The following is a 22,839-nucleotide window of genomic DNA, read 5'->3' on the forward strand; positions in this document are numbered from 1 at the left end:
TGCTGTGCCGTCCGGGCCCCTCCGGGCAGCGGGTCCCGGCCGGCTTCTCGGAAGGGCGGCCCGCCGCATGATCGAAAGCCATTCCGCCCACGTCACGCTCGAGACCCCGCCGGGCCTCGACGGGGTGGTGGTGTGCCGACTGGCCGGGGAGATCGACATCGACTGCCGCCCCGAAGTGCGCGCGGTGTTCAGCCGGGCGCTGGACCGGGCGACCCGGGGCGTGCTGGTGGACTGCGGCCGCCTGTCCTTCTGCGACTCCACCCTGCTCAACGCCCTGATCAACCTGCGCAACCGGGCCGGCGCCCGGCCGATGCCCGTGTTCCTGGTCGCCCCGTCCCGCCAGCTGCGGCAGTTGCTCGACCTCACCGGGACCACCCACCTGCTGCCGGCCCACCCCACCCTCGCCCGGGCGCTGGCCGCCTGCCCGCCCCCGCAGCCGTGACCGGCCGGTACCGGTGCGGCCGACCGGCGCCCGGCACCGCGTCCGGCCGGTGACGGCCCGCCACCGGCCGGCCACCACCGTCCGCCGGTGACGGCTCAGCGCGGCCCGGCGACCGCCTCCGCCCGGTGCTGCCGGCAGTACGGGCAGCGCTCCCGGCCGTCCCAGGCCGACCAGCCGAAGGCGGCCGGGGTGAGGGCGCGGCCCTCCAACTCGTCCCGGACGGCCTCCCGGTAGGCCCAGACGGCGTCGAGGTAGGGGTGGTAGACGTCGTGGAAGGCGGGCGAGGAGATCCCGGCGCCCTCCGCCACCGTCCGCCGCAGGCCGCGCAGCCGCTCGAACATGGTCTGGCCGGCGCCCGCGATCCGCGCGCTGGCGTCGATGAAGAGCCGTTCGCGGACCTCGTAGATCCGGGCCTCGGCCAGCGCGGCGCGGGTGGCCTCCTCCAGCCCGGCCGCCCCCGCCCCGTACTCGGCCAGCCGCCGCAGCTCGGCATGGGCCGAACCGGCCGCCGCGATGAACTCCGTGTAGACGTCCCGGCGGCGCGCCTGGAGACCCCGGTGGTGCTCCCGGCCGGTGCGCAGCCGGTCCGCCAGCACCGTCCCGCCGATCGCGATCAGACCGCCGCCCAGCGTGGCGACCAACGTCCCCCACTCCACCCCGCACCCCCGTCCGCCCCGGCGACGGCACCCGTCGTCCCGCCCCGGACCGATCATGCCCGAACGGACCGGCGGCCGCGCGGACTTGCGAGGTCCGCCGCCGGCGACCACAGCGGGGGACGGCCCTCGCACCCGCCGGAAAACCGGTGGAGCCGGCCGGCCGCGGGCCGTTACCGTGCTCCCGTCCGCGCACACCCGCGCCACCGCCCCCGAAGGACGTGCTGCCGTTGTACTCCGTGTGAGACCCCCCGAGCGCTGGTCCCCTGCGCGTCGCACCCCGTGCGCCGTGCTCCTTTCCGCTGCGGTCCTCTCACATGAAAACGGTGTGTCCCTGTGTCCATGTCCCGGGCGTTCCAGCCCGTCCGCCTGCCCGTCCGCCCGCCCCTTCGCGTGCCGGTCCTCCTGACGTTCCGCCTCGGCCGCTCCCTGCCCGCCCCGGTCCGGGCCGACCGGCCGGCCTGGCAGTCGCCGTACGGGCCGCCGCCGCGCCGGACCCGTCGCGGCCGCTGGGCGCCGACTCCGGTGCGGGTCGCGTCCCGGTCCGTGGTGCGGCGCGGCCACGTCTGCGAGAGCTGCGACTGATCCCCCGCCCGCCGGCCCGTCCGGTCCCGTTGCGTGGCGGGGCCGGGCGCGTCAGGCGGGGCGGAAGCGGAGTGCGGACCAGGTGTGGTCGACGGCGATCTGGCGCACCGGCCGCACGCCCTGCTCGGAGAGCGCGGCGGCGAGGGTGTCGCGGTTCAGGTCGGTGCCCAGCTTCCCGGCCTTCGGGTACGCGACCCACGCCAGCGCGTCCCGGCGGGCGGCGTCGAGCGCGGCCCGGGCGTCCGGGCCCAGCAGGTCGTCGGCGACGGTGACGAAGGCCAGCACCGCGTCGGCCGCCGCCGGATCCCCGGCCGGTGACTCGACCTCCAGGTCGACGTCCTCGGGCTTGCCCAGGACCGCGACGCTCTGACCGGGCTTGATCTGGAGCTTGCTGATGACGGACACGCCGCCATCCTGCCACGGGGCCCGTCCCGGCGCGGCCGGTGCGGGGTACCCCGCCGCGTCCCCGAGCTCCCGTAGGACCGGTGGCCGGCTCCGGCGGGGGAGGGGCGTCAGGCCGGGTGGTGGTCGGGGACGGCGCGCAGGTCGAGGTCGTGTTCGAGCAGGGCCTTCACCGCGCACAGGACGGTGGTGAAGCCGCCGACCGTGTCGTTGAGCCAGCCCACGAGCTCGGCCCCGGTGCCGTCGAAGCCCGTCTCGGTGACCTCCACGAAGGTGGCGTCCCCGGGATGTCCGGTGCGCGGGGTGAACCGCATCTCGACGGTGGTGGGCCGGGTGGCGTTGCCCCACTCGAAGCGGATCCGCCGGTCGTCCTCGACCTCGGTGACGCGGACCTCGGCGCTCGCGCCGTACGTCTCCCAGTCCCACCGCAGTGCGGCGCCGGGCCGCATCGGCCCGCTGCTGCGGGTGTACCAGAACCGCGTGGTCACCTCCGGTTCGGTGAACGCCCGGAACACCTCGGCGGCGGGGCGGCGGACGAGCATGCAGGCGTAGGCGGCGGGTGCGGCCCCGCGCTCCGTGTCCGGTGTGTCGGCCATGGTGACGATGATGCCCGGCCCGCCGCCCCGCCCGGCGGGAGGCTCACCGGGGCGGGCCGGGGCAGGTGGCGCGGTAGGGGAGTTCGGGCAGCAGGGCGCGCCAGAGGGCCGCTTCGAGGCCGCCGCCGGTGCGGGCGCAGACGGCCGCGACCGCCTCCTCGGTACCGGTGCGCAGCAGCACCGGCGCCGTGTGGGGTCCCTGTGCCAGGACCGCGGCCCCGTCCCGGGTGAAGGCGAGCCGGGAGACCGGGTCCCCGATCCCGGTGAGCGGGCCGCCCAGCGGGGCGCGGGAGGGCACGTCCCACAGCCGCACCGCGCCCGTCGCGTCCCCCACGGCGAGCGTGTTGCCGTCCGGTGAGAACGCCACGGAGGTGAACCCGCCCGGCACCTCGTCCGCGCCGTACGGCCCGCCGTCGAGCACCTCAGGTGAGCCGGCGGGCGCATCGGGCCACAGGGCGATCCGGCCGGTGGTGTCCGCGAGGGCCAGGTAGTGGCCGTCCGGGCTGAAGGCGGGGGTGAACGCCGCACCGAGCAAGCCCGCCATCTTCTCGGCCTCGACCGCGGCCCCGGGCAGCCGGACCATCGAGCCGTCCGACAGGGCGAGCAGGCGCCCGTCGGGCCGGACCGCGAGGGGGTGCGGGCCGGACAGGGTCATGAAGGGGGTCCGGAAGGCCGTGAGGTCCCACAGCATGTCGCTCCCCGTGGAGTCCCGGACCGAGCCGTAGACCACCGGCTTCCCGTCCCGGAGGACGGGCGCGAGGGAGGTGACGGTGAGGTCGTCGTACGCGCCGTCGGCCGAGGGCGCCTCCCGCGGCACGGTGACGTCGCGCAGGGCCCGTCCGGCGGCCAGGTCCCACAGCTTGACGGTGGTCCCGTCACCCGGCCGACGGGAGGCCGCGTAGGCGAAGAGCCGGCCGTCCGGGCTGAAGGCGCCGAGCACCGGCTCGGGATCCGCCCCGGCCGGCACGGCGAGGGCGGGCAGCCGGACCGTCGGCCGGGCGTGCGCCGCGCGCGGGTCCGCGGCGCCGGTGCCGGCCATTCCCGGGTACGCCTCCGGGACGACCGTGCCACCGCTGCGGCGCAGCACCATCGCCACGGAGCCGTCCGGGGACAGGAGGACGGGGTCGGTGCCCGCCGCCGACCACCGGATCCCGGGCAGCCGCCCCAGCCGGAGCACGGCCACCGCGCGCTGGTCGGCGTGCACGTACCGCAGCAGGCCCGCCCGGTCGTCGATCCGTACGTCCCCGGGCCGGTCGTGGCGCAACGCCTGGTGGAAGACCAGGGGGTCGGCCCGGAGGTCCGCGGTGCGCCACACCCGGGCCGCGTCCGGGGCCACGGCCGCCAGTAGGGAGCCGGTCCGGTCGAAGGCGAAGCCGGTGACGCCGGCGGCCGGCAGCCGCCGGGCGGAGTGCAGGCCGCCGGCGGAGGCCAGCAGGATGCCGGTGCCGGACCGTACGGCCAGCCACGCCCCGTCCGGGCTCAGCCGCAGGCCGTCGGAGGAGCAGGCCTGGGCCGGGACCGACGCCTCGACCACGTCCTCGGAATCGAGCCGGCGCCGCCCCGGCACGTCCCAGACCTCGACGCCCTGCCGCCCGCACAGTGCCGCCCGCCGGCCGTCCGCGCTCAGCGCCACGCCGGTGCGGATCGGAGCGGCGGGCACGTCGAAGAGCAGCCGTCGGCCCGGTACGTCCCAGAGCTGCACCGTCCCGGGCGCGGCCACCGCCAGCAGCCGGCCGGCGCCACCCCAGGCGAGGTCGTCCGCCAGCGGCACGGCGGGCAGCGGGAGCGCGAAGCGGGTGCCCGCGCGCAGGTCCTGGACCCGCACCTCGGCCCACTGGGGCGTGTGGTTGACCGGGCTGCCGCCCTGGCTGATCGCGGCCACCCACCTCCCGTCGGGACTGGGCCGGACCCGCTCCGAGGGGTCCGGGGCCTTCCCCTCCGCCTCCGGCCCGCCACGGTCCGGGGGCGGCGGCTCGGCGGTGGTCGGGGACGGCTTGACCGGGCCCGGTTCCGCCAGCCGGTGCACGCTCAGGCGCCGCCGGTCGCGCAGGTCCCAGCGCTCGACCTGGGTGCGTCTGCTCACGCTGAGCACGGTTCCGTCCGGCTCTGCGAACTCGCTCTGCACGACCCCGCCGCCGGTGCCCACTCGCACGTCGGCGTCCCTGCGGTCGGTCAGCGCGGCGAACAGCCCGGACTGGGTCTGCGGGGTGCGCGCCGTGCGCCAGGCCGCGACGTTCAACCGGGCGGCCGTCGACGGGTCGGTGGCGCGCAGGTTCTCGGCGACCACCGCCGCGCGCAGGGCGGCCGCCAGGTTCCGGCGCTCGGTCGCCGCCCGCCCGGACTGGTGGGCCATGGCGCCGGCGAGCAGGGCGAACACCGCCAGCACGGCCAAGGCGCCGACGGCGGCCCGCCGGAGCCCCACGGCCCGGGTCCGGGCCCGGTTGCTCGCGTGCAGGAACGCGCTCTCCAGCGGCGTGAGATGGTCGGCCCCCTCGCCCTGGACCAGCGGCCGCAGGGCGGTGAGCAGCGCGGCCGGAGCGAGGGCGCTGGCATGCCCGTCGAGCCGCTGCCAGGCCTGCGCGGCCGCGGTCAGCCGCTGCCGCAGGCGCAGCCGCTCGTGGTCCTCCGCCAGCCAGCGGGCCAGCCGCGGCCAGGAGGTCAGCAGGGTCTCGTGGGCGAGTTCGACGGTGTCGTGGTCCAGGGTGACCAGGCGGGCCGCGGCGAGGGCGTCGAGGACCGGTCCGATCTCCTCACGCGTGCCGAGCTCTTCGCCCCGGGCCGGCCGCCGGGTGTCGGGCAGCCCGTCCTCGCCCGGGCTGACCAGGCGCAGCAGGATCCTGCGGGCGGTGGCGGCCTGGCCGGGGTCGAAGCCGCCGTACGTCGCCTCGGCGGTGCGGGCGATGGCGCCGTGCACGCCGCCGGCCGCCTCGTACGCCTCCAGGGTGAGGCGGCGGGCGGTGCGGCGGCGCCAGGTCTCCAGCAGCGCGTGCGAGAGCAGCGGGAGGGCGGCCGGGTCACCGTGCAGCTCCTCGACGAGGCGGGCGGTGAGGGCCCGTTCGACGACGGCGGACCGGGCCGCGGCCGGTGCCACGATCGCCCGGCGCAGTTCCTCCCGGCTCATGGGCGTCACCGGCAGGCTCGCCTCCCGCACCGCGGCCGCCAGGGCGGGATCCCCCAGGCAGGGGGCGTAGAAGTCGGCCCGGACGCCGAGCACCACCCGGACCCGGGCGCCGTCCTGCCCGGCCGCGGCCAGCAACTCCTTGACGAAGAGGGCCCGTTCGGCCGGGTCCCGGCAGAGCGTGAAGACCTCCTCGAACTGGTCGACGATCAGCCAGGTGTCGCCCTCCCCGGCGGCCGGCGCCAGCTTCGCCCGGTGCCGGGCCGGCGGGTCGCCGCCCGGGGCGAACAGCCGCACCGCGGCCGCCGTACCGGGCTCCGCGGCTCGCAACCGGGGCACCAGCCCGGCCCGCAGCAGCGAGGACTTCCCGCTGCCGGAGGGGCCGAAGACGACCACGACGCGGTGCGCCCGGGTGAGCGCGACCAGGTCGTCCACCAGCTGCTCCCGGCCGAAGAAGAGCTCCCGGTCGCCCGGCTCGTACCGGGCCAGCCCCAGGTACGGCGCCGCTTCCCCGTCCTGCCGCGCGGCCAGCTCGTCCGCCGCCCGCTGCCAGCGCTCCCGCCACCGGTCCGGGTCCCCGCCGCAGGCGGCCACGTACGCCAGCACCACCGGCAGGGTGGGCAACTGGTCGCCGCCCGCCGCCCGTGAGAGCGTCGCCACCGAGTACGCCCCGGCCCGCCGCGCCATCGCCGCATAGGTCGGCCCGCCCGCCTCGCGCCGCAACTCCCGCAGCGCCACGGCGAACTCCGCCGCCGGACCGTCCGCCGGATCCAGCGGCTTCTCCGACCGTCCCACGCCCACCCCCGCCGCGCCCCGACTCCCCGGACCACGACCCAACACGCCGTCCCCCCACCCCCACAAGCACCCTTCACGCCGCAATCCCCGCAGCCGAAGCCCACCCGGCGTCCGAAACGAGGGCGTTGTCAGTGCGCCCTGACAGCATCCGGAGCATGACGCAGACGACCCCGTTCGACTGGCGCCCGTTCCTGCTCCGGTGGAGCGCGGAATGGGCCGACGCGCGGCCCGCGGACGAGACGCTGAGCGAGGAGGAGGAAGCGGCCCGGCGAGAGCGGTGGCTGGGCTTCCCGCCCGCGGCCGAGGAGCGGATCGCGGCGCTGGAGGAGCGCCTGGGCCGCCGGCTGCCGCCCTCGTACCGGCAGTTCCTCGAGGTCAGCGACGGCTGGCGGCACGCCGGAGGGTTCGTCTGGCTGCTGGCCGGCACCGCGGACGCGCACTGGCACGACAACGCCTCCGGCCTCGCGGACCTCTTCGAGGAGTACCTGGACGAGGACTCCGGGCCCGAGGCGCGGCAGTCCGCGGACCTCTGGCGGCGCGGCCTCCAACTCGACGTCGAGTCCGACGCCACCCATGTCCTGCTGGACCCCGAGGAGGTGGACGCGGACGGCGAGTGGGCCGTGTACACCTGGGCGAGCTGGCGGGGCGAGGGCCCCGAGCGGCACGCCGACTTCCGCGCCTTCATGCTGAGCATGTTCCAGGAGTTCCACAGCATGCGAGCCGACCCGGAAGACGGCTGGCCGGAGTTCGCCAACGACACCACGCGCGAGCTGGACGAGCTGGTCGCGCGGGGCCGCCGGCAGGCCCTCGACGGCGCCTGGGAAGCCGGCCTCGCCGCCTTCGACGAGGCCCGGGAGTACGGCCGGCCGCGGGCCACCGGGCTGGGGGACCAGGTGCGCCGCCTGCTCGGGCAGACGTACATGGTGGAATTCGACGGGGTGGCGTGCGACCCGCGCTACGCCCCCGAACTCCTGCCCCCGCTGGTCGCCGAGCACGCCGCGCACTCCTACCGGGACGACTCCGTGCTGCGGTCCGCCATCCGGGGAGCCGGGGAGGATGTGGTGGCCCTGGCCCACGAGCTGCTGCGGCAGGTGCGCGCCGGCGACTACCGGTACACGGCGGCCGGGGGATTCGGGGAGGCGGTCAGCCGGGCTCGGGAGCTGGTGCGCTGGGGTGACGGCGACCGGGCCTGGGCCGCGCTGGTCGAGGCCCTGCCCCTCTGGGAACCGCTGGGCCCCGACCACCTGGTGCCCTTGGGCTGGCTGGCCGATCCGCTGCTCGGGCCGCTGCTGACCCCGGAGCGGGGCCGGGAGCTGCTGGCCATGCCCCGGGCCGGCCGGACCGGCGGGACCGCCGGCCCGCGCGCCACCTGCGTCCTCGACCCGGAGGGCCTGGCCTGGCTCGCCGACCCGGACCCCGGCGGCGTCCTGACCTCCTACCGGTTCGTGCTGGTCGAGGACGTGGCGCCGCAGGAGCTGCCCGGGCGCCTCGGGGCCGCGCCCTCCGCGGGCCTGGGCGCCCCCAGGACCACCTATGAGGCGCGCCGCCGGACGCTTGGGTCCTCTACCTACGACGACCGGGCGCTGTTGGCCGTCGGCCGGGCCGGGTCGGGGTGGAGCTTCGCCTTCGACGCTGAGCCCGCGCCGTTCGACGCGCGGCGGTTCGTCTCGCCGGCGGTGGCCGCCAGCGCCGGCACCCGCGCCGTGGTGGTCTGGAGTGGTCTGCGGAGCCAGAGCGAGCAGCCGTTCTTCCACCTGTCGGTGGCGCGGGACGGCGCCGAGGAGTACGCCTTCACGTACGCGGCCGGGGCGCTCCGGCGCAGCGGGGACATCCCGGAGGCACTGGACCCCGACCGGTGCTTCGGCCCGGGCGCCGCCGAGGAGGTGGTTACGGCCGGAGAGCGGGCGCTCCTGGAAGCGGTGGCGCGGGAGTTCGAGGTCCGGCTGCCCCGCCATGCCCTGCTGCACGGTCGCCTGCACACCGTCACCAGCGGCTCCTGGACCCGCCCGCCGGCGGACGGCGAGACCTACACCGTGATCACCCTCGAAGGGGGCTGGATGCAGTGACGGCGGCGGCCGCCGTCGGCCCCCCCGCCCGGTCGGTCAGCGGGTGAGGGAGGCGCCGATGCCGTCGAGGAGGTAGGTGAGGCCGAGGCGGAAGGTCTCGTCGGCGTCCAGGTGGGCGGCGTCGCGGACGACCGTGGCCAGGGCCGGGAAGCGGCCGGTGGCGAAGGTGCGTTCCAGGTAGGGGCCGAGGGAGGCCTGCCAGCGGCGTTCGTCCATGCCGGTGGCCCGCTCGGCGCGCCGCTCGGCGATCTCCCGGCGCACCGCGCCGATGACGTACGCCTCGACGGCGGTGACCACGGGCATGACGGCGTCCAGCGCCACGCCGTCCAGCGACGCCATCACGGCCTCGCCCCGGGCGAGCGCGTGCGGTCCGAGCTGGGGCCGGCCGCCGAGCAGGTCCGCGAGCCATTCGTGCGCGTGCACGGCCCGCCGGGTGCTCTCGGCCAGGGACTGCAGCACCTCCCGCCAGTCGGCTCCCACCGGCCGGATCTCGGCGTGCACCGCGTCGACCATCAGGTCGAGCAGTTCGTCCTTGCCCGCGAGGTAGCCGTACAGCCGCATCGGCCCGACGCCCAGCGCGCCGGCCACCTTCCGCAGCGAGACCGCCTCCAGGCCGTCCTCGTCGGCCAACCGCACCGCCGCTCGCACGATCCGCTCGCGGTCCAGCGGAGCCGGTACCGGCCGGCTCGGCGGCTCGGGCCTCTCCCACACCAACATGGGCCTGACGATACATCCGCCGAGTCGATACAGTGTATCGAGCAGTACGGTGTATCGCCGTACCGCCGACGATCCACGCACGCCCGTCGACGTCCCGCCGGACGTCCACCGAAGGGGAGGCGACCATGACCATCGCCATTGCCGGAGCCGGCCTCGGCGGCCTGCTCCTCGCCCGGGTCCTGCACCTGCACGGCGTCGAGGCCGAGGTGTACGAGCGCGAGCCGTCCCGCCTGGCGCGCGGCCAGGGCGGCATGCTCGACCTGCATTCCGGAACCGGTCAACGGGCCCTGCGCGAGGCGGGCCTGATCGACGGCTTCCGCGCGATAGCCCGGCCGGAGGGCCAGGACCTGCGGCTCCTCGAACCGGACGGCACCCTGCTGCTCCAGGAGGACACGCCCGACGACGCCCCGCTCGACCGGCCCGAGGTCGACCGCGCCGACCTGCGCGACCTCCTGCTCGACTCGCTGCCCGCGCACACGGTGCGCTGGGGACGCGAGGTGGCGCGCGCCGAGCGGGGCCGGCTGCACTTCGCCGACGGCACCAGCGCCGGCTGCGAACTGCTGGTCGGCGCCGACGGCGCGCACTCCCGGGTCCGCCCGCTCCTCACCGACGCCCGCCCGGCCCACACCGGCCACCACCTCGTCGAGCTCGGCATCCCCGACGTCGACCGCACCCACCCCGGCCTCGCCGCGATGGTCGGGCGGGGCAACTACTGGGTGCTGGGCGACCGGCAGTCGCTGACGGCCCAGCGCAACGGCGACGGCCGGGTCCGCATCTACCTCAGCTTCTTCGGCACCGACGAGGACCACTTCGCCACCAGCGGGATCCCCTTCGACGACCCGGCCGCCGCCCGGGCCCGGCTGGTCGAGCGGTACGCCGGGTGGGACCCGCGGTTCACCGCGCTCATCGAGGCCTGCGACGACACGGTCGTGCCGCGGTCGGTCAGCATGCTCCCGGTCGGCCTGACCTGGCCCTCGACACCGGGCCTCACGCTGCTGGGGGACGCGGCGCACCTGATGCCGCCGGTGGGCCAGGGCGCCAACATGGCGCTCCTGGACGGCGCGCTGCTCGGCCTGGAACTGGCCGCCCGTCCCGACGACCTGCCCGCGGCCGTCCGGGCGTACGAACGCGAGATGTTCGCGCGCACCAGCGCCGCCGGCCGCCAGTCGGCGGACATCCAGGACATGCTGGCGGCCCCGGACGCCGGCCGCCGGATGCTCGCCTTCTTCCAGCCCGGCTGAGCCCCGGCCTGCGAACCCGCCGTCCCCGTGCGGGTGTCCGGGGGCGGCGGGCCGCGGCGGCCTCAGCGGACGATCTTGAATCCGATCATGGAGGTGCCCAGGGCGGTCACCGCGTCGATCCACATGCGCAGCATCATCTCGGTGGCCCGGGAGGTCCGGATCCCGCCGAGGTCCAGGACGTCCCGCCAGCCCAGGGCGCGCAGCAGGTCGCCCACCACGGCCTTGGCGGCGTCGTCGTCACCGCTGAGGAAGACCGTGTGGTCGCCGTCGCCGATCGCCTCCGGGGCCGTCATGGCGCGCGCGGCCACGGTGTTGAGGGTCTTGACCACCCGGGCCCGCGGCAGGGCGCGCTGCAGGCGCTCGCCCAGGCTGTCGGTGTTGACCGGGTCCAGCACGGCGTCCGGGACGGTCCAGTCCATCGGGCTCGACACGTCCATCACCACGTGGCCGGCCAGCACCTCGGCGAGCGGGGTGAGCGCCGCGACGCAGGAGGGCCCGTCGATCGCGTTGACGACCAGGTCGGCCCCCGGCACCGCCTCCGCGAAGGTGCGCAGCTCCAGGGCGGGCAGCCGGGCGGCCAGTTCGGCGTACGCCGTGTTGGTGTCGAGGGTGGTGCGCGGGGAGCGGGTGCCCACGACCACCTCGTGGCCCAGGTCCAGCAGGGCGGGGGCGAGGACGTGGCAGACGCCACCGGTCCCCAGCAGGGCTATGCGCATCCGATGTCCTTCTCCGGGAGGGCCGTGCCGGGGGCGGCCGCCGGTGGGTGGCTCCCTGACACGGGCTCAGTCCGACCGACCGTAACCGATCATGATCGCGGGCCGGTGCCGCGGGGTGTCCGGTACGGCGCGCGGCCGAGACGGCTGATCGAAGCGACCGATCGAAATGGCCGGCCCCGGAAGGGAACCGACACCCGTGCGTTCGTACTCTGCTCAGTCGAGGGCGGGGCGACACGAACGGGGGCTGCCATGAACAGGCGCACGATGCTGGGTGCGGGTACGGGATTCGCGGCGGCGGCCGTCTGGGCGGTGGCCGGCAACGGCCAGGGCAACGCCGCACCGCAGGGCGGCTCCGGTGCGGCCGGCTCCGCCGGGGCCCCGGGCGGCACGCGCGCCGCGGCCGGCGCCCGCACCGGTGCGCCGACCGGTGCCGACTGGTCCGCCCTGGGCCGGGGCCTGCAGGGCTCCCTGGTGCGGCCCGGCGACGCCGACTACGCCACCGCCCGCCAGCTGTACAACACCCGCTTCGACGGACAGCGTCCGGCTGCCGTGGCCTACATAGCCAACTCCTCGGACATCGCCGAGTGCCTGGCCTTCGCCCGCCGGCACGGCACCCCCGTCGCCATCCGCAACGGCGGCCACTCGTACGCCGGCTGGTCCGGCGGCACCGGCCGCCTGATCGTCGACGTCTCCGCGCTGAAGTCCGTCCGCACCGACGCCGGCGGCGCCGTCATCGGCGCGGGGGCCAAGCTCATCGACGTCTACACCCAACTCGGCGCGCACGGCGTCACCGTGCCGGGCGGCTCCTGCCCCACGGTCGGCATCTCGGGCCTGACCCTCGGCGGCGGCCACGGCGTGGTCTCCCGCGCCTACGGCCTGACCTGCGACAGCCTCACCGGGGCGCGGATCGTCACCGCCGACGGGAAGTCCCACGACGTGTCCAAGGACCGCGGGGCCGACCTCTTCTGGGCCCTGCGCGGCGCCGGCAACGGCAACTTCGGCGTCGTCACCGAGCTGCGCTTCCGTACCCACAAGGCCGCCGACGGCGTCACCGCCTACATGACCTGGCCCTGGTCCAAGGCGGCCGCCCTGCTGCGGTCCTGGCAGGAATGGGGCCCCTCGCAGCCCGACGAGATCTGGTCCGCGCTGCACCTGGCCGCCGCCCCGGGCCGCACCCCCACCATCTCGGTCGCCTGCTTCTCGCTCGGCACGTACGGCGCCCTGCAGAACGCCGTGGACCGGCTCGCGGACCGGGCCGGCGGCCCCGGCCCCGCCTCGTACGTGAGCCTGCGCCGGCGCGGCTACCTCGACACCATGCGGTCGTACGCGGGCTGCGCGACCAAGTCCACCGACCAGTGCCACCTGCCCGGCAAGACCCCGGGCCGGCGGCCCACCGGCCAGCTCCAGCGCGAGACCTACGCGGCCCGCTCGGACTTCTACGACCGCTCGTTGAACGCCGCCGGCATCCGGGCCCTGCTCGACCAGCTCGAGCGCTACGGCCGCCGCACCGGCGGCGGGGGCGCCGTCTCCGTCGCGCTCACCGCGCTCGGCGGCGCCGTCAACCGCGTCCCCCGGCAGGCCACCGCCTTCGTCCACCGCGACTCCCGCTTCCTGGCCCAGTACACCGGCTCCTGGCCGGCCGGCCAGTCCGGTGCCGTCCAGACCGCCTGGCTGGACGGCGCCCACACCGCGATGCGCCGCTACGCCTCCGGCGCCGCCTACCAGAACTACACGGACGCCACCCTGAAGAACTGGCGCACGGCCTACTACGGCCCCGCCGCCACCCGCCTCGCCACCCTCAAGCACCAGTACGACCCCCACCGCCTCTTCGACTTCCCCCAGGCGCTCTGAGCTCGACGTCTGCCATGTCCCTCCCCCGGGGGCTCAGGGTTCCTGGCGGTCCCACAGGGCGTTCTCGCCCGGCAGTGAAGATCATCCGCTTGACCTCGATCGAACTTGAGGTCCTACGGTCTCCCCATGACCCGCACGGTGGCGGGCTCCACACCGAAGTATCGGGAGGGGACACCCCATGACGACACAGCAGATCTCCGACGCCGCACTCGCCGGACAGCCCGCCGCGTACTGGACCGGCGTCGCCTACGAGGCGCTGATTGCCTACACGCGGGCCCGGCAGGCCGAGAAGGGCTACACGCAGCCCCAGTTCTGGCTGCTGCGCAACCTGTCGGTGAACGACATCTCGCCCGACGGCGAGGGGATGACCCTGCCCGAACTGCGGGAGGCGATGACCTCCTACATCCGTCGCGAGGACGACCTGGCGGCGGAAGCAGAGGGACTTCTCGAACGCGGCTGGCTGACCCAGGACGCCGAGGACCGGCTGTGGCTCACCCCGGAAGGGGAGCAGGCCCGCATCGACCTGGCCCGCAACGCCCCCGCGATCCGCGCCGCCCTCCACCAGGGCATCGACGACACGGACTACGTCACCACGGTGAAGGTGCTCCAGCAGCTGATCCGGAACGCGGGTGGGACGGTCGCCTGACGGGCCGCGAGCCCGGGGCGGAGCGCCCTCCCGGCAGCTGTCCCCGGCGGCTCAGGCCCGCACCCGCCGCCCCACGGCCTCGACCAGGGCGCTCGCGGCATCGCGGGTGCGCAGGGACCGGGCGGCCAGGTCGTCGGCGTCGGCCGCCTTGTGCAGGGTGAAGGTGGCGTCGGCCAGTTCGTCGAGCCGGCGGCGGATCTCCGTGTCGCCGGTGAGCAGCCGGACTTCGGCCAGGGCGGCGATCACGTCGGACCGGGCCTGGAGCGCGACGGCCGTCCCGGCCTCCCGCTCGGTGGGCGGGGCCTCGCGCAGCCCCCACCGGTCGTACTGCAGGCGTCGGAAGACTGTCTCGGCGGCCAGCAGGCGGGCCGTCGCCTGGCGCAGCTCGCGCCGGCCCTCGGCGTCGAGGGCGGCGGAACGCATCCGGTCGGCCGTCCGGGACTGCAGGACGTGGGAGGAGACCGCGCCGAGGAGGGTGCCGATCACGGCGATGATGCCGGCCCAGAGTTCCACAGCACGTCCTCCCCGCCGCCGCGCGGAGCGGCACTCCTGTGAACCGCCGTCGCCGACGTGGTGCCGGACCATCTTCTGCCAGCAGGGGCGGCCGCGGGTGGCCTTCACCGGATCGGGACCCGGGCCGGACGTCCCGCGGCAGGCGGGGCGTCAGCGGTCCTTGAGGGTGGACGGGGGTGTGCCGAAGGTGCGGGTGAAGGCGTAGGAGAAGGCGGCGGGGGAGGCGTAGCCGAGGAGGGTGGCGACTTCGGTGACGGTGCGGTGGCGCAGGAGCGGGATGGCGGCGAGCAGCCGGGCCCGGGCGCGCCAGGACGCCGGGCTGGTACCGGTCAGCTGCCGGAAGCGGCGGGTGAACATCCGCTCGCTCATGGCCGCCGCCCGCGCCCAGTCGGCGTTGGTCACCGCGAGGTCGGGGTCGGCCAGGTAGCCGCGGCACAGCCCTGAGAACGGCTGCTCGTGGGGGAGGGCGACGTGCAGCGGGACCTCGGCGAGCGCGGCCGCCTCCAGCAGGATCAACGCGATCACCGCGCTGCCCCGCGGGTCCGCCGGGTAGTCCGCGTCCAGGTCGGCGGCGGCCAGCAGCAGTTCGCGGAGCAGCGCCGGGACCTCCACGACCCGGCAGGCGGCCGGCCACCACGGCACGGCCGCCGGCTCGATGTAGAGGCTCGAGGTCTGGGTGTCCAGCATCCGCACCTGGTGGCGGACCCGCGGTGGGATGAGCACCGCGCGTTCGCCCGGGACGGTCCAGGCCCCGTCGTCGGTCTCCACGAGCATGGTGCCGGTCGCGGCGTACAGGAACTGCGCCCGGCGGTGCTCGTGCCAGGACAGGAGGGTGTCCGGCGGGTAGTCGGTCGCGATCGGCAGCACCTCGGCCGGCAGGTGGTCGACGCGCGCCAGGGGCACGTTGCGCATGACGCGGAATCCTATGGCCGGAACTCGAAAGGAGCCGTCCGGCACTCGATCGTCGGCCGGCCGCGATTCGACTGGACTGGACGCATGAGTGCAGCCGCCGTTCTTGTCGTCGTCGGGGCCCTGACCGGCCTGACCACCGTGTTGTTCGGTTTCGGCGGGGGATTCGCGACCGTCCCCGTCATCGTCTGGGCCGACGCCGCCGCGGGCCCGGCCGCGGCCACCGTCGCGGTGGCGACCTCCTCGGTGGTGATGGTCGTGGGCGCGGTGACGGCCACCGCGGCGACCCCCCGGCAGGTGCTGCGCCGCCTCCGGGGCAGCGCCCCGCTGCTGGTGCTGCTCGGCGCCGGGGGGCTGGCGGGGGCGCTGGCCGCGAGCGCGGCGCCGGCCGGGCTCGTCCACTGGGGCTTCGTGGTCTACCTCGCGCTCACCGTGGTCGACGCACTCGCCCGCCCGGGCTTCCTGCGCCCGCCGGCGGTGCGCGAACCCGTATCCGCCGCCGCCGCGCGGCCGTTCGCGATCCGCGCCGCGCTCGGCGCCCCCGTCGGCGCGGTCGCCGCCTTCCTGGGGGTGGGCGGGAGCGTCATGACGGTGCCGCTGCTGCGGCGTTCGGGACTCCCGATGGGCACCGCCGCCGCCCTGGCCAATCCCCTGACCGCCTGCATCAGCGCCCCGGCCGCAGCGGTCTTCCTCGCCGGCAGTCACGGACCGGGCTCCGGGGCCCCGGTGCTCGCCGTCGGCTCCGTCGACCTCGGCGCCGCCGCCCTGCTGCTGCTCGGCGCCCTCCCGGTCGTGGTCCTGCTGCGCCGCCGCCCCCCGCGCATCGCGGACCGCGCGCACGCCCGGGGGTACGTGGCCCTGCTGTGCGTGGTGCTGACCGCGATGCTCGCCCGTACCCAGTGAAAGCGCCTGCGATCGGTCGAAGTTGGAGCCCATCCTGGTCAACTCCCTTGTGCCAACTGGTTTGTGATGCAAAGCTCTCGGCATGGCAGACACCGCACTTCCTTCGTCGGGTTCGGCCCGCGAAGTCCTAGCCGATCTCGGTGAGTTGACCCGCAAGGTCCGGGCCGCGCAGCGGGGTACCTGGGTCCCGCTGCTGCTGATGGGCCTGCTGACACTGGGTGGGATCCTGGTCGGCCGCCTCACCTTCAGGGCCGAGACCGTCCCCTGCCCGCCGGGTGACGCGGCCCCCGAGGGCTGCACGCTGATCAGCCAGGGCTCGCCGCTCTACTGGCCCCTCGGGCTGGGCCTGGCGTACACGGTGACGGCCCTCTTCTACGCCCGCCGCGCCCGTCGTCGGGGCGTCGGCACGCCCGTGGTCCCGTACGTCGTCACCGGGATCGCCCTGGTGACCCTGGCCGGTGCCACCGCGTACTGGAGCCTGCGGCACGGCATGCCGAAGCCCGGCGCCCCGCTCGACCTGTGGGGCCTCCGCCTCGACGCGGACTCCGGCACCACACGCTTCGTCCAGCGGCTGGCCGGGAACGCCACGGCCGTCGGGCTGCCGCTGCTGGTGCTGGCCCGGGTGGAGCGCAGCGCCGCCCTGCTGCTGCTCACCGCGGCGTACCTGGCCGTCGAGCTGGTCCCGCCGAGTACGGGCTGGGCGGGCATCCCCGCCACCTCGCCCTGGTCGTCGATGCCCCACTTCGCCGTCCCCGGCGCGCTCCTCCTGCTCGGCGCGCTCGGCTTCGCCCTGGCCGAGCGGTCCGCCCGGCGCACCGCCTCATGACCGACCGCCCCGCCCCGGCCGGCAGCGGCAGCCGGTCCGACCGTCTCGGCCGACCCGATCCGCACCCCGTGTCCGGCCAGGACGCCGACGCCGCCGTCCAGCCCGGTCCGCACCCCGTCACCGGCCTGGACGACGTCGTCCACCAGCGCGTCCGCCTCGGCATCCTCACCGTCGCCCACCAGGCGCGCCGCGTCGAGTTCGGGTTCCTGCGCACGGCGCTGGACCTCACCGCCGGCAACCTCAGCCAACACCTGTCCGTCCTGGAGAAGGCCGGACTCGTCGAGGTCGAGAAGGGCTACGAGGGCAGGCGGGCCCGCACCTGGCTCTCCCTCACCCCGGCCGGTGACCGCGCCCTCCGGGACGAGGTCACCCAGCTCAAGCGCCTCATCCAGCAGATCGAGCAGACCCCGTCCGCACCGCCCCAGGAGGAGATGTGACCAGCACGCCCGCCGCCCCCCGAACGTCCCTGACGCGCCGCCGCGTGCTGGCGACCGCCCTGGCCGCGGGAACCGCCGCGGCGACCGGCACGGCCGTTCCCGCCGCGGCCTCGGGCGCCCCCGTGGGCCGAGCCGATGCCCCGCCCGCCCACCGCGGGAGCACGGCACCCGCCGGGCCCGGCCCGGTCCCGCTCACCCTGCCCGCGCCCACCGGTCCGTACCCCGTCGGGACGGTGTCACTGCGCCTCGTCGATCCGGCCCGCCCGGACCCGGCGGCCGGGTCGGGCCGCTGCCGCGAGTTGATGGCCGGCCTCTGGTACCCGGCCCGGGTGCCGGCCGGCGGCGGGTGGGACGCCCACCGGTATCCGCGTGCCCCCTGGATGTCCGAGGGCGTGCTGCGCGCCTTCCTCGCGGAGGTCGGCTTCCCCCTCGACCCCGCCCTGGGCCCGCTCACCGCCGCCCGCACCGGCGCTCCCGTGCTCCGTACGGACGGCGATCGGCTGCCCGTGGTCGTGTACGCCCACGGCGCGGGCAGCCACCGGGGCGACCACACCATCACGGTCCAGGAACTCGCCAGCCACGGCTACCTGGTGGTCACCGTCGGCCACACCCACGACACCTTCGCCGAGTTCCCCGACGGCCGGGTGATCACCCCCGACGACGTGCCGATGTACCCGCGGGACTTCGCCACCGACCTGCGCTTCCTGCTGGACTGCGTGGAGCGGCTGGCGGCCGGGCACAACCCGGACGCGGACGGCGCGCCCCTGCCCCGGGGCCTGCGCGGCGCCCCGGACCCCCGGCGGATCGGGGCGTTCGGCTGGTCGAAGGGCGGTACCGCCACGGCGCTCGCCCTCCTGGCCGACCGGCGCATCCGCGCCGGGCTGAGCCTGGACGCACCGATGGAGCCGCTGATCACCACCGACGTGGACCGGCCGTTCATGCTGATGACCGCCTCCTTCCCGCGCGAAGGGGCGCCGGCCGTGGCCGAGTTCTGGGATCACCTGCGCGGCTGGCGGCTGGACGTCCGGGCCGACGGGGCCGTGCACCCCTCCTACGGCGACAACGCGACGCTGATCCCGCAGGCCGGCCGGCTGCTCGGGATGAGCGAGGAGCAGATCCAGGAGATGGTCGGCACCCTGGACCCGGCGCGGGCCGTCCGGATCCAACAGGCTTACCCGCTCGCCTTCTTCGACCGGCACCTGCGCCACCGTCGCGCGCCGCTGCTCGACGGCCCGAGCCGGGCCTTCCCGGAGGTGCGCTTCCCGCGCTGACCGGCCGGCCCGGGGCGAACGGGGCGAACGGGGCGAGCGGAGCGGCCGGGCCGCCGTCAGGCCAGGGAGGCCAGCAGGCCGATGTCCGGGGCCAGGACGCCGGGTTGGGCCAGGTCCCGGAGGTCCTGCTCGATCTCGGCCAGCGTCAGGACCCCGGCCTTCACGGCGTGGTAGCGCACGATCGTCCAGAGGAAGACGTCGAGGTCGTCGAAGTGCGTGCCGGCCTCGATGACCTCCTCCTCGTGGAACCACACCGCGACCCGGCCGTCGGTGAGCACGACGAAGTAGTTGCCGCTGCCGTCGGCGCCCACGGACCACACGTCGGCGTCGGGGAGTTCGGTGGCGTAGTCGGTGTCGAGGACCTGGCAGCCGTTCGCCTCGAACTCGAAGGCGTACGACCAGTCCTCGATGCCGAGCGCCGCGGGCAGCGCTCCCGTACGCACCCTCAGGTCGAGCGCGGCCAACGCGGTCGCGGCGGCCTGCGGCAGGCGGGCGAGGAACGGCTCGACCGGCCGGACCCGCGCCGGTACCGCCGCCCGCGGCGCACCGGCGAACCACCGCGCCAGGTCCCCGTCCAACTCCCGCTCGGCGTAACCCGCCACCTGCTCGACCCGAAGTCCCATGCCCGGAGGTTAGCCACCTCGTCCGCGGGCCTGCGGGCCGGGGTCGGCCGCGGCGCCGGGTCGTCAGGCGCGGCGGGTGCGCCAGAGCCAGCCGGCGGCCAGGCCGACCGCGGCGGTGAGGGCGAGGTTGGCGACCAGGGTCTCGGTACCGACCGCCGGGCCGCCGCCGGACAGGTTCACGGTGGCCATCACGACGATCGGCAGCACGGTGGTCAGCAGCACGCCGGTGGTCTTCTGGACCGCGCTCCAGTGCACGGAGGTGCACAGCAGGACCGCGCCGGCCAGGCGGAACAGGACGCCGAAGACCGGGCCGGGCTGGTCGGAGAAGACCATGACGAACGGCAGCGACAGGCCGAGCATCAGCAGCGGGACCAGCGGGTGGACCTTGCCGCGCCGGACCGGCGCGGCGGCGGCGCCCGGGACGGCCGGGCCGGCGGGCGCCGGGCCGCCGGCCTCGGCGAGCGCCGTGGCCGCGATGGCGCGCGGATCCCCGAGCTCCGCCAGGATCTCGGCGACCGTGGCCGCGGGGCGCTCGGCCCGGGTCACCTCTATGTGTTCGGAGAGGTCGGCGAGGAGTTCCTGGCGGCGGTCGGCGGGGAGCGTGGAGGCCTCGCGTTCGACGGCGGTGAGGTACTGGGCGACCGGGTCGGCGGTGGTCTTCATGCGGGGTCTCCGGAGGTGTGGTGCGCGGGGGTGGCGAGGAAGGTGTCGACGGTGTCGCGGAAGCCGGGCCAGACGGTCGCGAACTCGTCCAGCGCGGCCCGCCCGGTGTCGGTCAGGGCGTAGTAGCGGCGGGGCGGCCCGGCGGCGGACTCCTGCCAGGTGGTGGTGACGAGGTCGTCGCGGCGGAGCCGGGAGAGCAGGGGGTAGACCGTGCCCTGGCCGGTGGCCAGGGTGCCGGACTCCTCGAGGGCGTGCAGCAGCTCCACGCCGTAGCGGGGCCGGTCGCGCATCAGCGCGAGGATGCAGTACTCCAGCACGCCCTTGCGCAGCTGCGCGGCGGCCCGCGCCTGCTTGGTCGACTCACCTGGTTCCATGCAATGCAAGGTACCTGGCCGGGCAAGCAGCGCGGAAGGGGGGTGGAAGATTCTTTTCGGCCACCGGGAACAACCCGGCATGGTTGACCGTTCATCCATACGTGTGCGGTGTGGGAAGGGACTGTGTCCCCGGGCCCGACCATCGCCTGCGGGGACGATCGTCCGGCTGAAGCCCCGCAGAGCCCTTTCGCCGCGAGGCGACCGCCCTTCCCGCCCGTACACACCTGTGACCGCCCCGACCGGCGCCCCCCCTGCCGGTCGGGGCCCGGCCCCGACCCGCCCTCCCCCCCGGGCTGGTCGGGGCCCTTTCTTTTCCCGTTCCCTCTCTACGGGCCTCGCCGGGCGGGGCCGGACGGCCACCGGTCGGGCGGGGCCGGTCAGACGGCGCGGGGCAGGTACGCCAGCCCGTGCGCGCCCGGCTCGCCCCGCTTGGCGATGTCCAGCCGGGCCACCCGCCGCAGCGTCTCCAGGTCGACGACGTCGACGGTGGAGGAGACGACGCAGGAGACGTAGCCGAGCCGGCCGTCGGGGGAGGAGGTGATGGTCAGCGGGAACAGCCCGACCTCGACCTCGCCCAGCCGCTTGCGGGTCTCCGCGTCGAACACGGCCAGCCGGCCGGGGGCCTGCCGCCCGAGCCGCGTCCCGGGGTCCGCGGCGGTGCGCACCTCGCCGGCGAGCAGCTTCCCCGTCGAGGTCAGGTGCACCGGCAGGACGACGTCCCCGGTGGGCAGGAGGTCGACCACGGACGCCGTCCGGGCCTCGATGACCCGGATGCCGGTGGCCGGCCGGTCCGCCGCGGCGCCGGAGAAGTCGGCGTAGGGCGCGGCGACGAAGACCTGCGCGCCGTCGGCGGAGACGGCCAGCCCCTCGCTGCCCGGCACCTCGATCTTCGCGGTCAGGACGCCGCGTTCGAGGTCGACGACCGAGACGAACGGCGCCTCCTTGTTGGTGGCGTACCCGGTCCGGCCGGCCGGGTCGACGGCGAACCAGTGCGGCCCCGGCGCGTCCGTGTCGATCCGGCCGAGCGGCCGGCGGGTGCCGGTGTCGACCACCACGACCCCGCCGGGCCGGTCCGGGCCGCTCTCCACGCTGACGTACAGCAGACCGCGCGCCGGGTCCAGGGCCAGCCCGTGCGGCCCGTGCTCGGGCGCGAGGTCGACGAACTCGACGATGCGCCGGGTGTCCGGGTCGATCACGGCCAGCTCGGTCCGCCGGCCGCCGTTCGCGTGGTAGTAGCCCGAGTGGTACGTCAGCGTGCACCACAGCAGGCGCTGCGCCGGGTCGAAGCACAACTCGTGCGGCTCGGAGCCGACATGGACCTCGCCGAGGAACCGGTCGGAGGCGGCGTCGAAGAAGGACACCGTGGGGCCGCTCTGACTGACGACGGCGAGCACGTCGCCTTCCCGGCCGGTACGAGGGGACCGGCCGGTACGGGAGGACTGGGGCATGACTGCTCCTCGGGGAGGGCGGGACGGGACGTCCCCGCGGGATCCGCGGGCTCCTCCACCCTCCGTGCCGAGACGGCCCGGCGGCAATGCAAAGATTGGCACCCCATCATTGCTGCAAGTGGAAAGTCCCAGCTCAGGACGGTGACGTCGGGCGCCTCGACCCGCTCAGTGCCGCCCGGCGGCGCACCCGGGGGCGGGCACCGGCCGCTGGCCTAGACATCGGTGGCCAGGGCAACGGGCCGCCAGGTGTCGAGTTCGCGGCGTACCGTCGCCAGTTTCGCCTCGATCCGCTCGACCGCGTCCGCGCCCAACTGCAGGCGCAGGGGCGGCCGGTCGAGGCCCACCAGGTCCACCACGGCCTTCGCCGCCTTCGCCGGGTCGCCCGGCTGGTGGCCGTCGCTCCGGGCCAGCGCCTCGCGGACCGGTCCCGCGCCCGCGGCGTAGTCCGCGATGGCGGCCGGTTCCACCCGCAGGCTCGCCCCGCTGAGGAAGTCGGTGCGGAAGCCGCCCGGTTCGACGACGGTGACGTGCACTCCGAGCGGTGCCAGTTCGGCGTGCAGCGCCTCGCTGATCCCTTCGAGGGCGAACTTCGAGGCGCCGTACAGGCCCACTCCCGGAGCGGTGGCGAAGCCGCCCACCGAGCCGATGTTGACGACGTGTCCGGAGCGCTGGGCGCGCAGCGTCGGCAGCGTGGCCCGCAAGGTGTTGAGCACGCCGAACACGTTGACGTCGAAGAGGGCGCGGACGGCCTCGTCGGAGGTCTCCTCCACCGCCCCCACCAGGCCGTGACCCGCGTTGTTCACCACGACGTCGATCCGTCCGAACTCCGCCAGCCCGGCCTCGACCGCGGCCGCCAGTTGCCCCGGCTCGGTGACGTCCGCGTCCACCGCCAACAGCCCCTGCGGCGGCGCCGGGTAGGCCCCGAGCACTGCTGAGGGCATCGCGGGCGGTGGCGATGACGCGGTGACCGCGTCGCAGTGCCTCGCGGGTGATCTCCGCGCCGAGTCCGCTCGACGCCCCGGTGACGAACCACACGCTCATGTT

The 22,839-nt window shown here is 75.9% G+C and carries 23 protein-coding genes; 10 read left to right on the forward strand and 13 right to left on the reverse strand.

Annotation, left to right across the window (positions count from 1 at the left end):
- Window positions 1-67: 67 nt before the first annotated feature.
- Window positions 68-442 (forward strand): STAS domain-containing protein, encoded by a 375-nt coding sequence (locus AB0O40_RS05885; protein ID WP_365036083.1) that lies wholly within the window; start codon window positions 68-70, stop codon window positions 440-442.
- Window positions 443-537: 95 nt separating this feature from the next.
- Here AB0O40_RS05885 and AB0O40_RS05890 read toward each other — a convergent pair whose 3' ends face one another.
- Window positions 538-1,083, reverse strand: coding sequence for a CchlQ (locus AB0O40_RS05890; RefSeq protein ID WP_365036085.1), 546 nt, complete (start codon window positions 1,081-1,083; stop codon window positions 538-540).
- 354 nt (window positions 1,084-1,437) lie between these two features.
- Here AB0O40_RS05890 and AB0O40_RS05895 point away from each other — a divergent pair, with 354 nt between their 5' ends.
- Complete coding sequence (locus AB0O40_RS05895) at window positions 1,438-1,680, forward strand: hypothetical protein (RefSeq protein ID WP_365036087.1); 243 nt, start codon at window positions 1,438-1,440, stop codon at window positions 1,678-1,680.
- A gap of 51 nt (window positions 1,681-1,731) precedes the next feature.
- On the opposite strand, the gene AB0O40_RS05900 is transcribed toward AB0O40_RS05895, so the two are convergent.
- From AB0O40_RS05900 to AB0O40_RS05910, 3 genes are all read right to left on the reverse strand, one after another.
- A complete protein-coding gene (locus tag AB0O40_RS05900; protein ID WP_365036088.1) occupies window positions 1,732-2,085 on the reverse strand; it encodes a hypothetical protein in 354 nt (117 codons plus the stop codon).
- A gap of 107 nt (window positions 2,086-2,192) precedes the next feature.
- The gene (locus AB0O40_RS05905; protein WP_365036090.1) at window positions 2,193-2,678 is read right to left on the reverse strand and encodes an SRPBCC family protein; all 486 of its coding nucleotides are present in this window, start codon (window positions 2,676-2,678) and stop codon (window positions 2,193-2,195) included.
- A 43-nt stretch (window positions 2,679-2,721) separates the two neighbouring features.
- The gene (locus AB0O40_RS05910) at window positions 2,722-6,591 is read right to left on the reverse strand and encodes a DNA-binding protein (protein ID WP_365036092.1); all 3,870 of its coding nucleotides are present in this window, start codon (window positions 6,589-6,591) and stop codon (window positions 2,722-2,724) included.
- Between the two features lie 155 nt (window positions 6,592-6,746).
- On the opposite strand from AB0O40_RS05910, the gene AB0O40_RS05915 reads away from it, so the two are divergent.
- The gene (locus AB0O40_RS05915; RefSeq protein ID WP_365036094.1) at window positions 6,747-8,657 is read left to right on the forward strand and encodes an SMI1/KNR4 family protein; all 1,911 of its coding nucleotides are present in this window, start codon (window positions 6,747-6,749) and stop codon (window positions 8,655-8,657) included.
- A 36-nt stretch (window positions 8,658-8,693) separates the two neighbouring features.
- Here AB0O40_RS05915 and AB0O40_RS05920 read toward each other — a convergent pair whose 3' ends face one another.
- On the reverse strand, window positions 8,694-9,374 hold the full coding sequence (locus tag AB0O40_RS05920) for a TetR/AcrR family transcriptional regulator (RefSeq protein WP_365036096.1): 681 nt from the start codon (window positions 9,372-9,374) through the stop codon (window positions 8,694-8,696).
- A 125-nt stretch (window positions 9,375-9,499) separates the two neighbouring features.
- Here AB0O40_RS05920 and AB0O40_RS05925 point away from each other — a divergent pair, with 125 nt between their 5' ends.
- Window positions 9,500-10,615: an FAD-dependent monooxygenase gene (locus tag AB0O40_RS05925; RefSeq protein WP_365036097.1), complete on the forward strand. Its 1,116-nt coding sequence runs from the start codon at window positions 9,500-9,502 to the stop codon at window positions 10,613-10,615.
- Window positions 10,616-10,677: 62 nt separating this feature from the next.
- Here the strand turns inward: AB0O40_RS05925 and AB0O40_RS05930 are convergent, their stop codons facing one another.
- Window positions 10,678-11,331: an NAD(P)-binding domain-containing protein gene (locus AB0O40_RS05930; RefSeq protein ID WP_365036099.1), complete on the reverse strand. Its 654-nt coding sequence runs from the start codon at window positions 11,329-11,331 to the stop codon at window positions 10,678-10,680.
- A 249-nt stretch (window positions 11,332-11,580) separates the two neighbouring features.
- On the opposite strand from AB0O40_RS05930, the gene AB0O40_RS05935 reads away from it, so the two are divergent.
- Window positions 11,581-13,182, forward strand: coding sequence for an FAD-binding oxidoreductase (locus tag AB0O40_RS05935; RefSeq protein WP_365036101.1), 1,602 nt, complete (start codon window positions 11,581-11,583; stop codon window positions 13,180-13,182).
- Window positions 13,183-13,360: 178 nt separating this feature from the next.
- Window positions 13,361-13,828, forward strand: a complete 468-nt coding sequence (locus tag AB0O40_RS05940; RefSeq protein WP_365036103.1) for a MarR family winged helix-turn-helix transcriptional regulator — start codon at window positions 13,361-13,363, stop codon at window positions 13,826-13,828.
- A 51-nt stretch (window positions 13,829-13,879) separates the two neighbouring features.
- On the opposite strand, the gene AB0O40_RS05945 is transcribed toward AB0O40_RS05940, so the two are convergent.
- Together AB0O40_RS05945 and AB0O40_RS05950 are read right to left on the reverse strand one after the other, a co-directional pair.
- Window positions 13,880-14,341 (reverse strand): hypothetical protein, encoded by a 462-nt coding sequence (locus AB0O40_RS05945; protein WP_365036104.1) that lies wholly within the window; start codon window positions 14,339-14,341, stop codon window positions 13,880-13,882.
- 150 nt (window positions 14,342-14,491) lie between these two features.
- The gene (locus tag AB0O40_RS05950; protein ID WP_365036106.1) at window positions 14,492-15,253 is read right to left on the reverse strand and encodes a helix-turn-helix transcriptional regulator; all 762 of its coding nucleotides are present in this window, start codon (window positions 15,251-15,253) and stop codon (window positions 14,492-14,494) included.
- A gap of 84 nt (window positions 15,254-15,337) precedes the next feature.
- Here AB0O40_RS05950 and AB0O40_RS05955 point away from each other — a divergent pair, with 84 nt between their 5' ends.
- The 4 genes from AB0O40_RS05955 (at window position 15,338) to AB0O40_RS05970 (ending at window position 18,687) form a co-directional block, all read left to right on the forward strand.
- A complete protein-coding gene (locus AB0O40_RS05955; protein WP_365036108.1) occupies window positions 15,338-16,153 on the forward strand; it encodes a sulfite exporter TauE/SafE family protein in 816 nt (271 codons plus the stop codon).
- An 82-nt stretch (window positions 16,154-16,235) separates the two neighbouring features.
- Window positions 16,236-16,979: a hypothetical protein gene (locus AB0O40_RS05960; RefSeq protein ID WP_365036110.1), complete on the forward strand. Its 744-nt coding sequence runs from the start codon at window positions 16,236-16,238 to the stop codon at window positions 16,977-16,979.
- 68 nt (window positions 16,980-17,047) lie between these two features.
- Window positions 17,048-17,416, forward strand: a complete 369-nt coding sequence (locus AB0O40_RS05965; RefSeq protein WP_365036112.1) for a transcriptional regulator — start codon at window positions 17,048-17,050, stop codon at window positions 17,414-17,416.
- A complete protein-coding gene (locus AB0O40_RS05970) occupies window positions 17,413-18,687 on the forward strand; it encodes an acetylhydrolase (protein WP_365036114.1) in 1,275 nt (424 codons plus the stop codon). The genes AB0O40_RS05965 and AB0O40_RS05970 overlap by 4 nt, the downstream gene beginning before the upstream one ends.
- 56 nt (window positions 18,688-18,743) lie before the next feature.
- Here the strand turns inward: AB0O40_RS05970 and AB0O40_RS05975 are convergent, their stop codons facing one another.
- The 5 genes from AB0O40_RS05975 to AB0O40_RS05995 form a co-directional block, all read right to left on the reverse strand.
- Entirely contained in the window at window positions 18,744-19,310 is a 567-nt protein-coding gene (locus AB0O40_RS05975; RefSeq protein WP_365036115.1) for a hypothetical protein, read from the reverse strand.
- A gap of 63 nt (window positions 19,311-19,373) precedes the next feature.
- The gene (locus AB0O40_RS05980; RefSeq protein ID WP_365036117.1) at window positions 19,374-19,973 is read right to left on the reverse strand and encodes a hypothetical protein; all 600 of its coding nucleotides are present in this window, start codon (window positions 19,971-19,973) and stop codon (window positions 19,374-19,376) included.
- Complete coding sequence (locus AB0O40_RS05985; protein ID WP_365036119.1) at window positions 19,970-20,347, reverse strand: PadR family transcriptional regulator; 378 nt, start codon at window positions 20,345-20,347, stop codon at window positions 19,970-19,972. The genes AB0O40_RS05980 and AB0O40_RS05985 overlap by 4 nt, the downstream gene beginning before the upstream one ends.
- A gap of 377 nt (window positions 20,348-20,724) precedes the next feature.
- Window positions 20,725-21,795, reverse strand: coding sequence for a YncE family protein (locus AB0O40_RS05990; protein ID WP_365036121.1), 1,071 nt, complete (start codon window positions 21,793-21,795; stop codon window positions 20,725-20,727).
- A 212-nt stretch (window positions 21,796-22,007) separates the two neighbouring features.
- The gene (locus AB0O40_RS05995) at window positions 22,008-22,736 is read right to left on the reverse strand and encodes an SDR family NAD(P)-dependent oxidoreductase (RefSeq protein ID WP_365036123.1); all 729 of its coding nucleotides are present in this window, start codon (window positions 22,734-22,736) and stop codon (window positions 22,008-22,010) included.
- Window positions 22,737-22,839 lie beyond the last annotated feature (103 nt).

It is taken from the genome of Streptomyces sp. NPDC089919 (assembly GCF_040684615.1).
Classification (GTDB): Bacteria; Actinomycetota; Actinomycetes; order Streptomycetales; family Streptomycetaceae; genus Streptomyces.

Excerpts from the sequence above, each read along its gene's own strand:
- AB0O40_RS05895 (WP_365036087.1), top strand. The coding sequence starts at position 1,438 with ATGTCCCGGGCGTTCCAGCCCGTCCGCCTGCCCGTCCGCCCGCCCCTT.
- AB0O40_RS05955 (WP_365036108.1), top strand. The coding sequence starts at position 15,338 with ATGAGTGCAGCCGCCGTTCTTGTCGTCGTCGGGGCCCTGACCGGCCTG.
- AB0O40_RS05950 (WP_365036106.1), bottom strand. The coding sequence starts at position 15,253 with ATGCGCAACGTGCCCCTGGCGCGCGTCGACCACCTGCCGGCCGAGGTG.
- AB0O40_RS05960 (WP_365036110.1), top strand. The coding sequence starts at position 16,236 with ATGGCAGACACCGCACTTCCTTCGTCGGGTTCGGCCCGCGAAGTCCTA.
- AB0O40_RS05915 (WP_365036094.1), top strand. The coding sequence starts at position 6,747 with ATGACGCAGACGACCCCGTTCGACTGGCGCCCGTTCCTGCTCCGGTGG.
- AB0O40_RS05980 (WP_365036117.1), bottom strand. The coding sequence starts at position 19,973 with ATGAAGACCACCGCCGACCCGGTCGCCCAGTACCTCACCGCCGTCGAA.
- AB0O40_RS05920 (WP_365036096.1), bottom strand. The coding sequence starts at position 9,374 with ATGTTGGTGTGGGAGAGGCCCGAGCCGCCGAGCCGGCCGGTACCGGCT.
- AB0O40_RS05935 (WP_365036101.1), top strand. The coding sequence starts at position 11,581 with ATGAACAGGCGCACGATGCTGGGTGCGGGTACGGGATTCGCGGCGGCG.
- AB0O40_RS05940 (WP_365036103.1), top strand. The coding sequence starts at position 13,361 with ATGACGACACAGCAGATCTCCGACGCCGCACTCGCCGGACAGCCCGCC.
- AB0O40_RS05885 (WP_365036083.1), top strand. The coding sequence starts at position 68 with ATGATCGAAAGCCATTCCGCCCACGTCACGCTCGAGACCCCGCCGGGC.
- AB0O40_RS05990 (WP_365036121.1), bottom strand. The coding sequence starts at position 21,795 with ATGCCCCAGTCCTCCCGTACCGGCCGGTCCCCTCGTACCGGCCGGGAA.
- AB0O40_RS05905 (WP_365036090.1), bottom strand. The coding sequence starts at position 2,678 with ATGGCCGACACACCGGACACGGAGCGCGGGGCCGCACCCGCCGCCTAC.
- AB0O40_RS05930 (WP_365036099.1), bottom strand. The coding sequence starts at position 11,331 with ATGCGCATAGCCCTGCTGGGGACCGGTGGCGTCTGCCACGTCCTCGCC.
- AB0O40_RS05995 (WP_365036123.1), bottom strand. The coding sequence starts at position 22,736 with ATGCCCTCAGCAGTGCTCGGGGCCTACCCGGCGCCGCCGCAGGGGCTG.
- AB0O40_RS05975 (WP_365036115.1), bottom strand. The coding sequence starts at position 19,310 with ATGGGACTTCGGGTCGAGCAGGTGGCGGGTTACGCCGAGCGGGAGTTG.
- AB0O40_RS05925 (WP_365036097.1), top strand. The coding sequence starts at position 9,500 with ATGACCATCGCCATTGCCGGAGCCGGCCTCGGCGGCCTGCTCCTCGCC.
- AB0O40_RS05985 (WP_365036119.1), bottom strand. The coding sequence starts at position 20,347 with ATGGAACCAGGTGAGTCGACCAAGCAGGCGCGGGCCGCCGCGCAGCTG.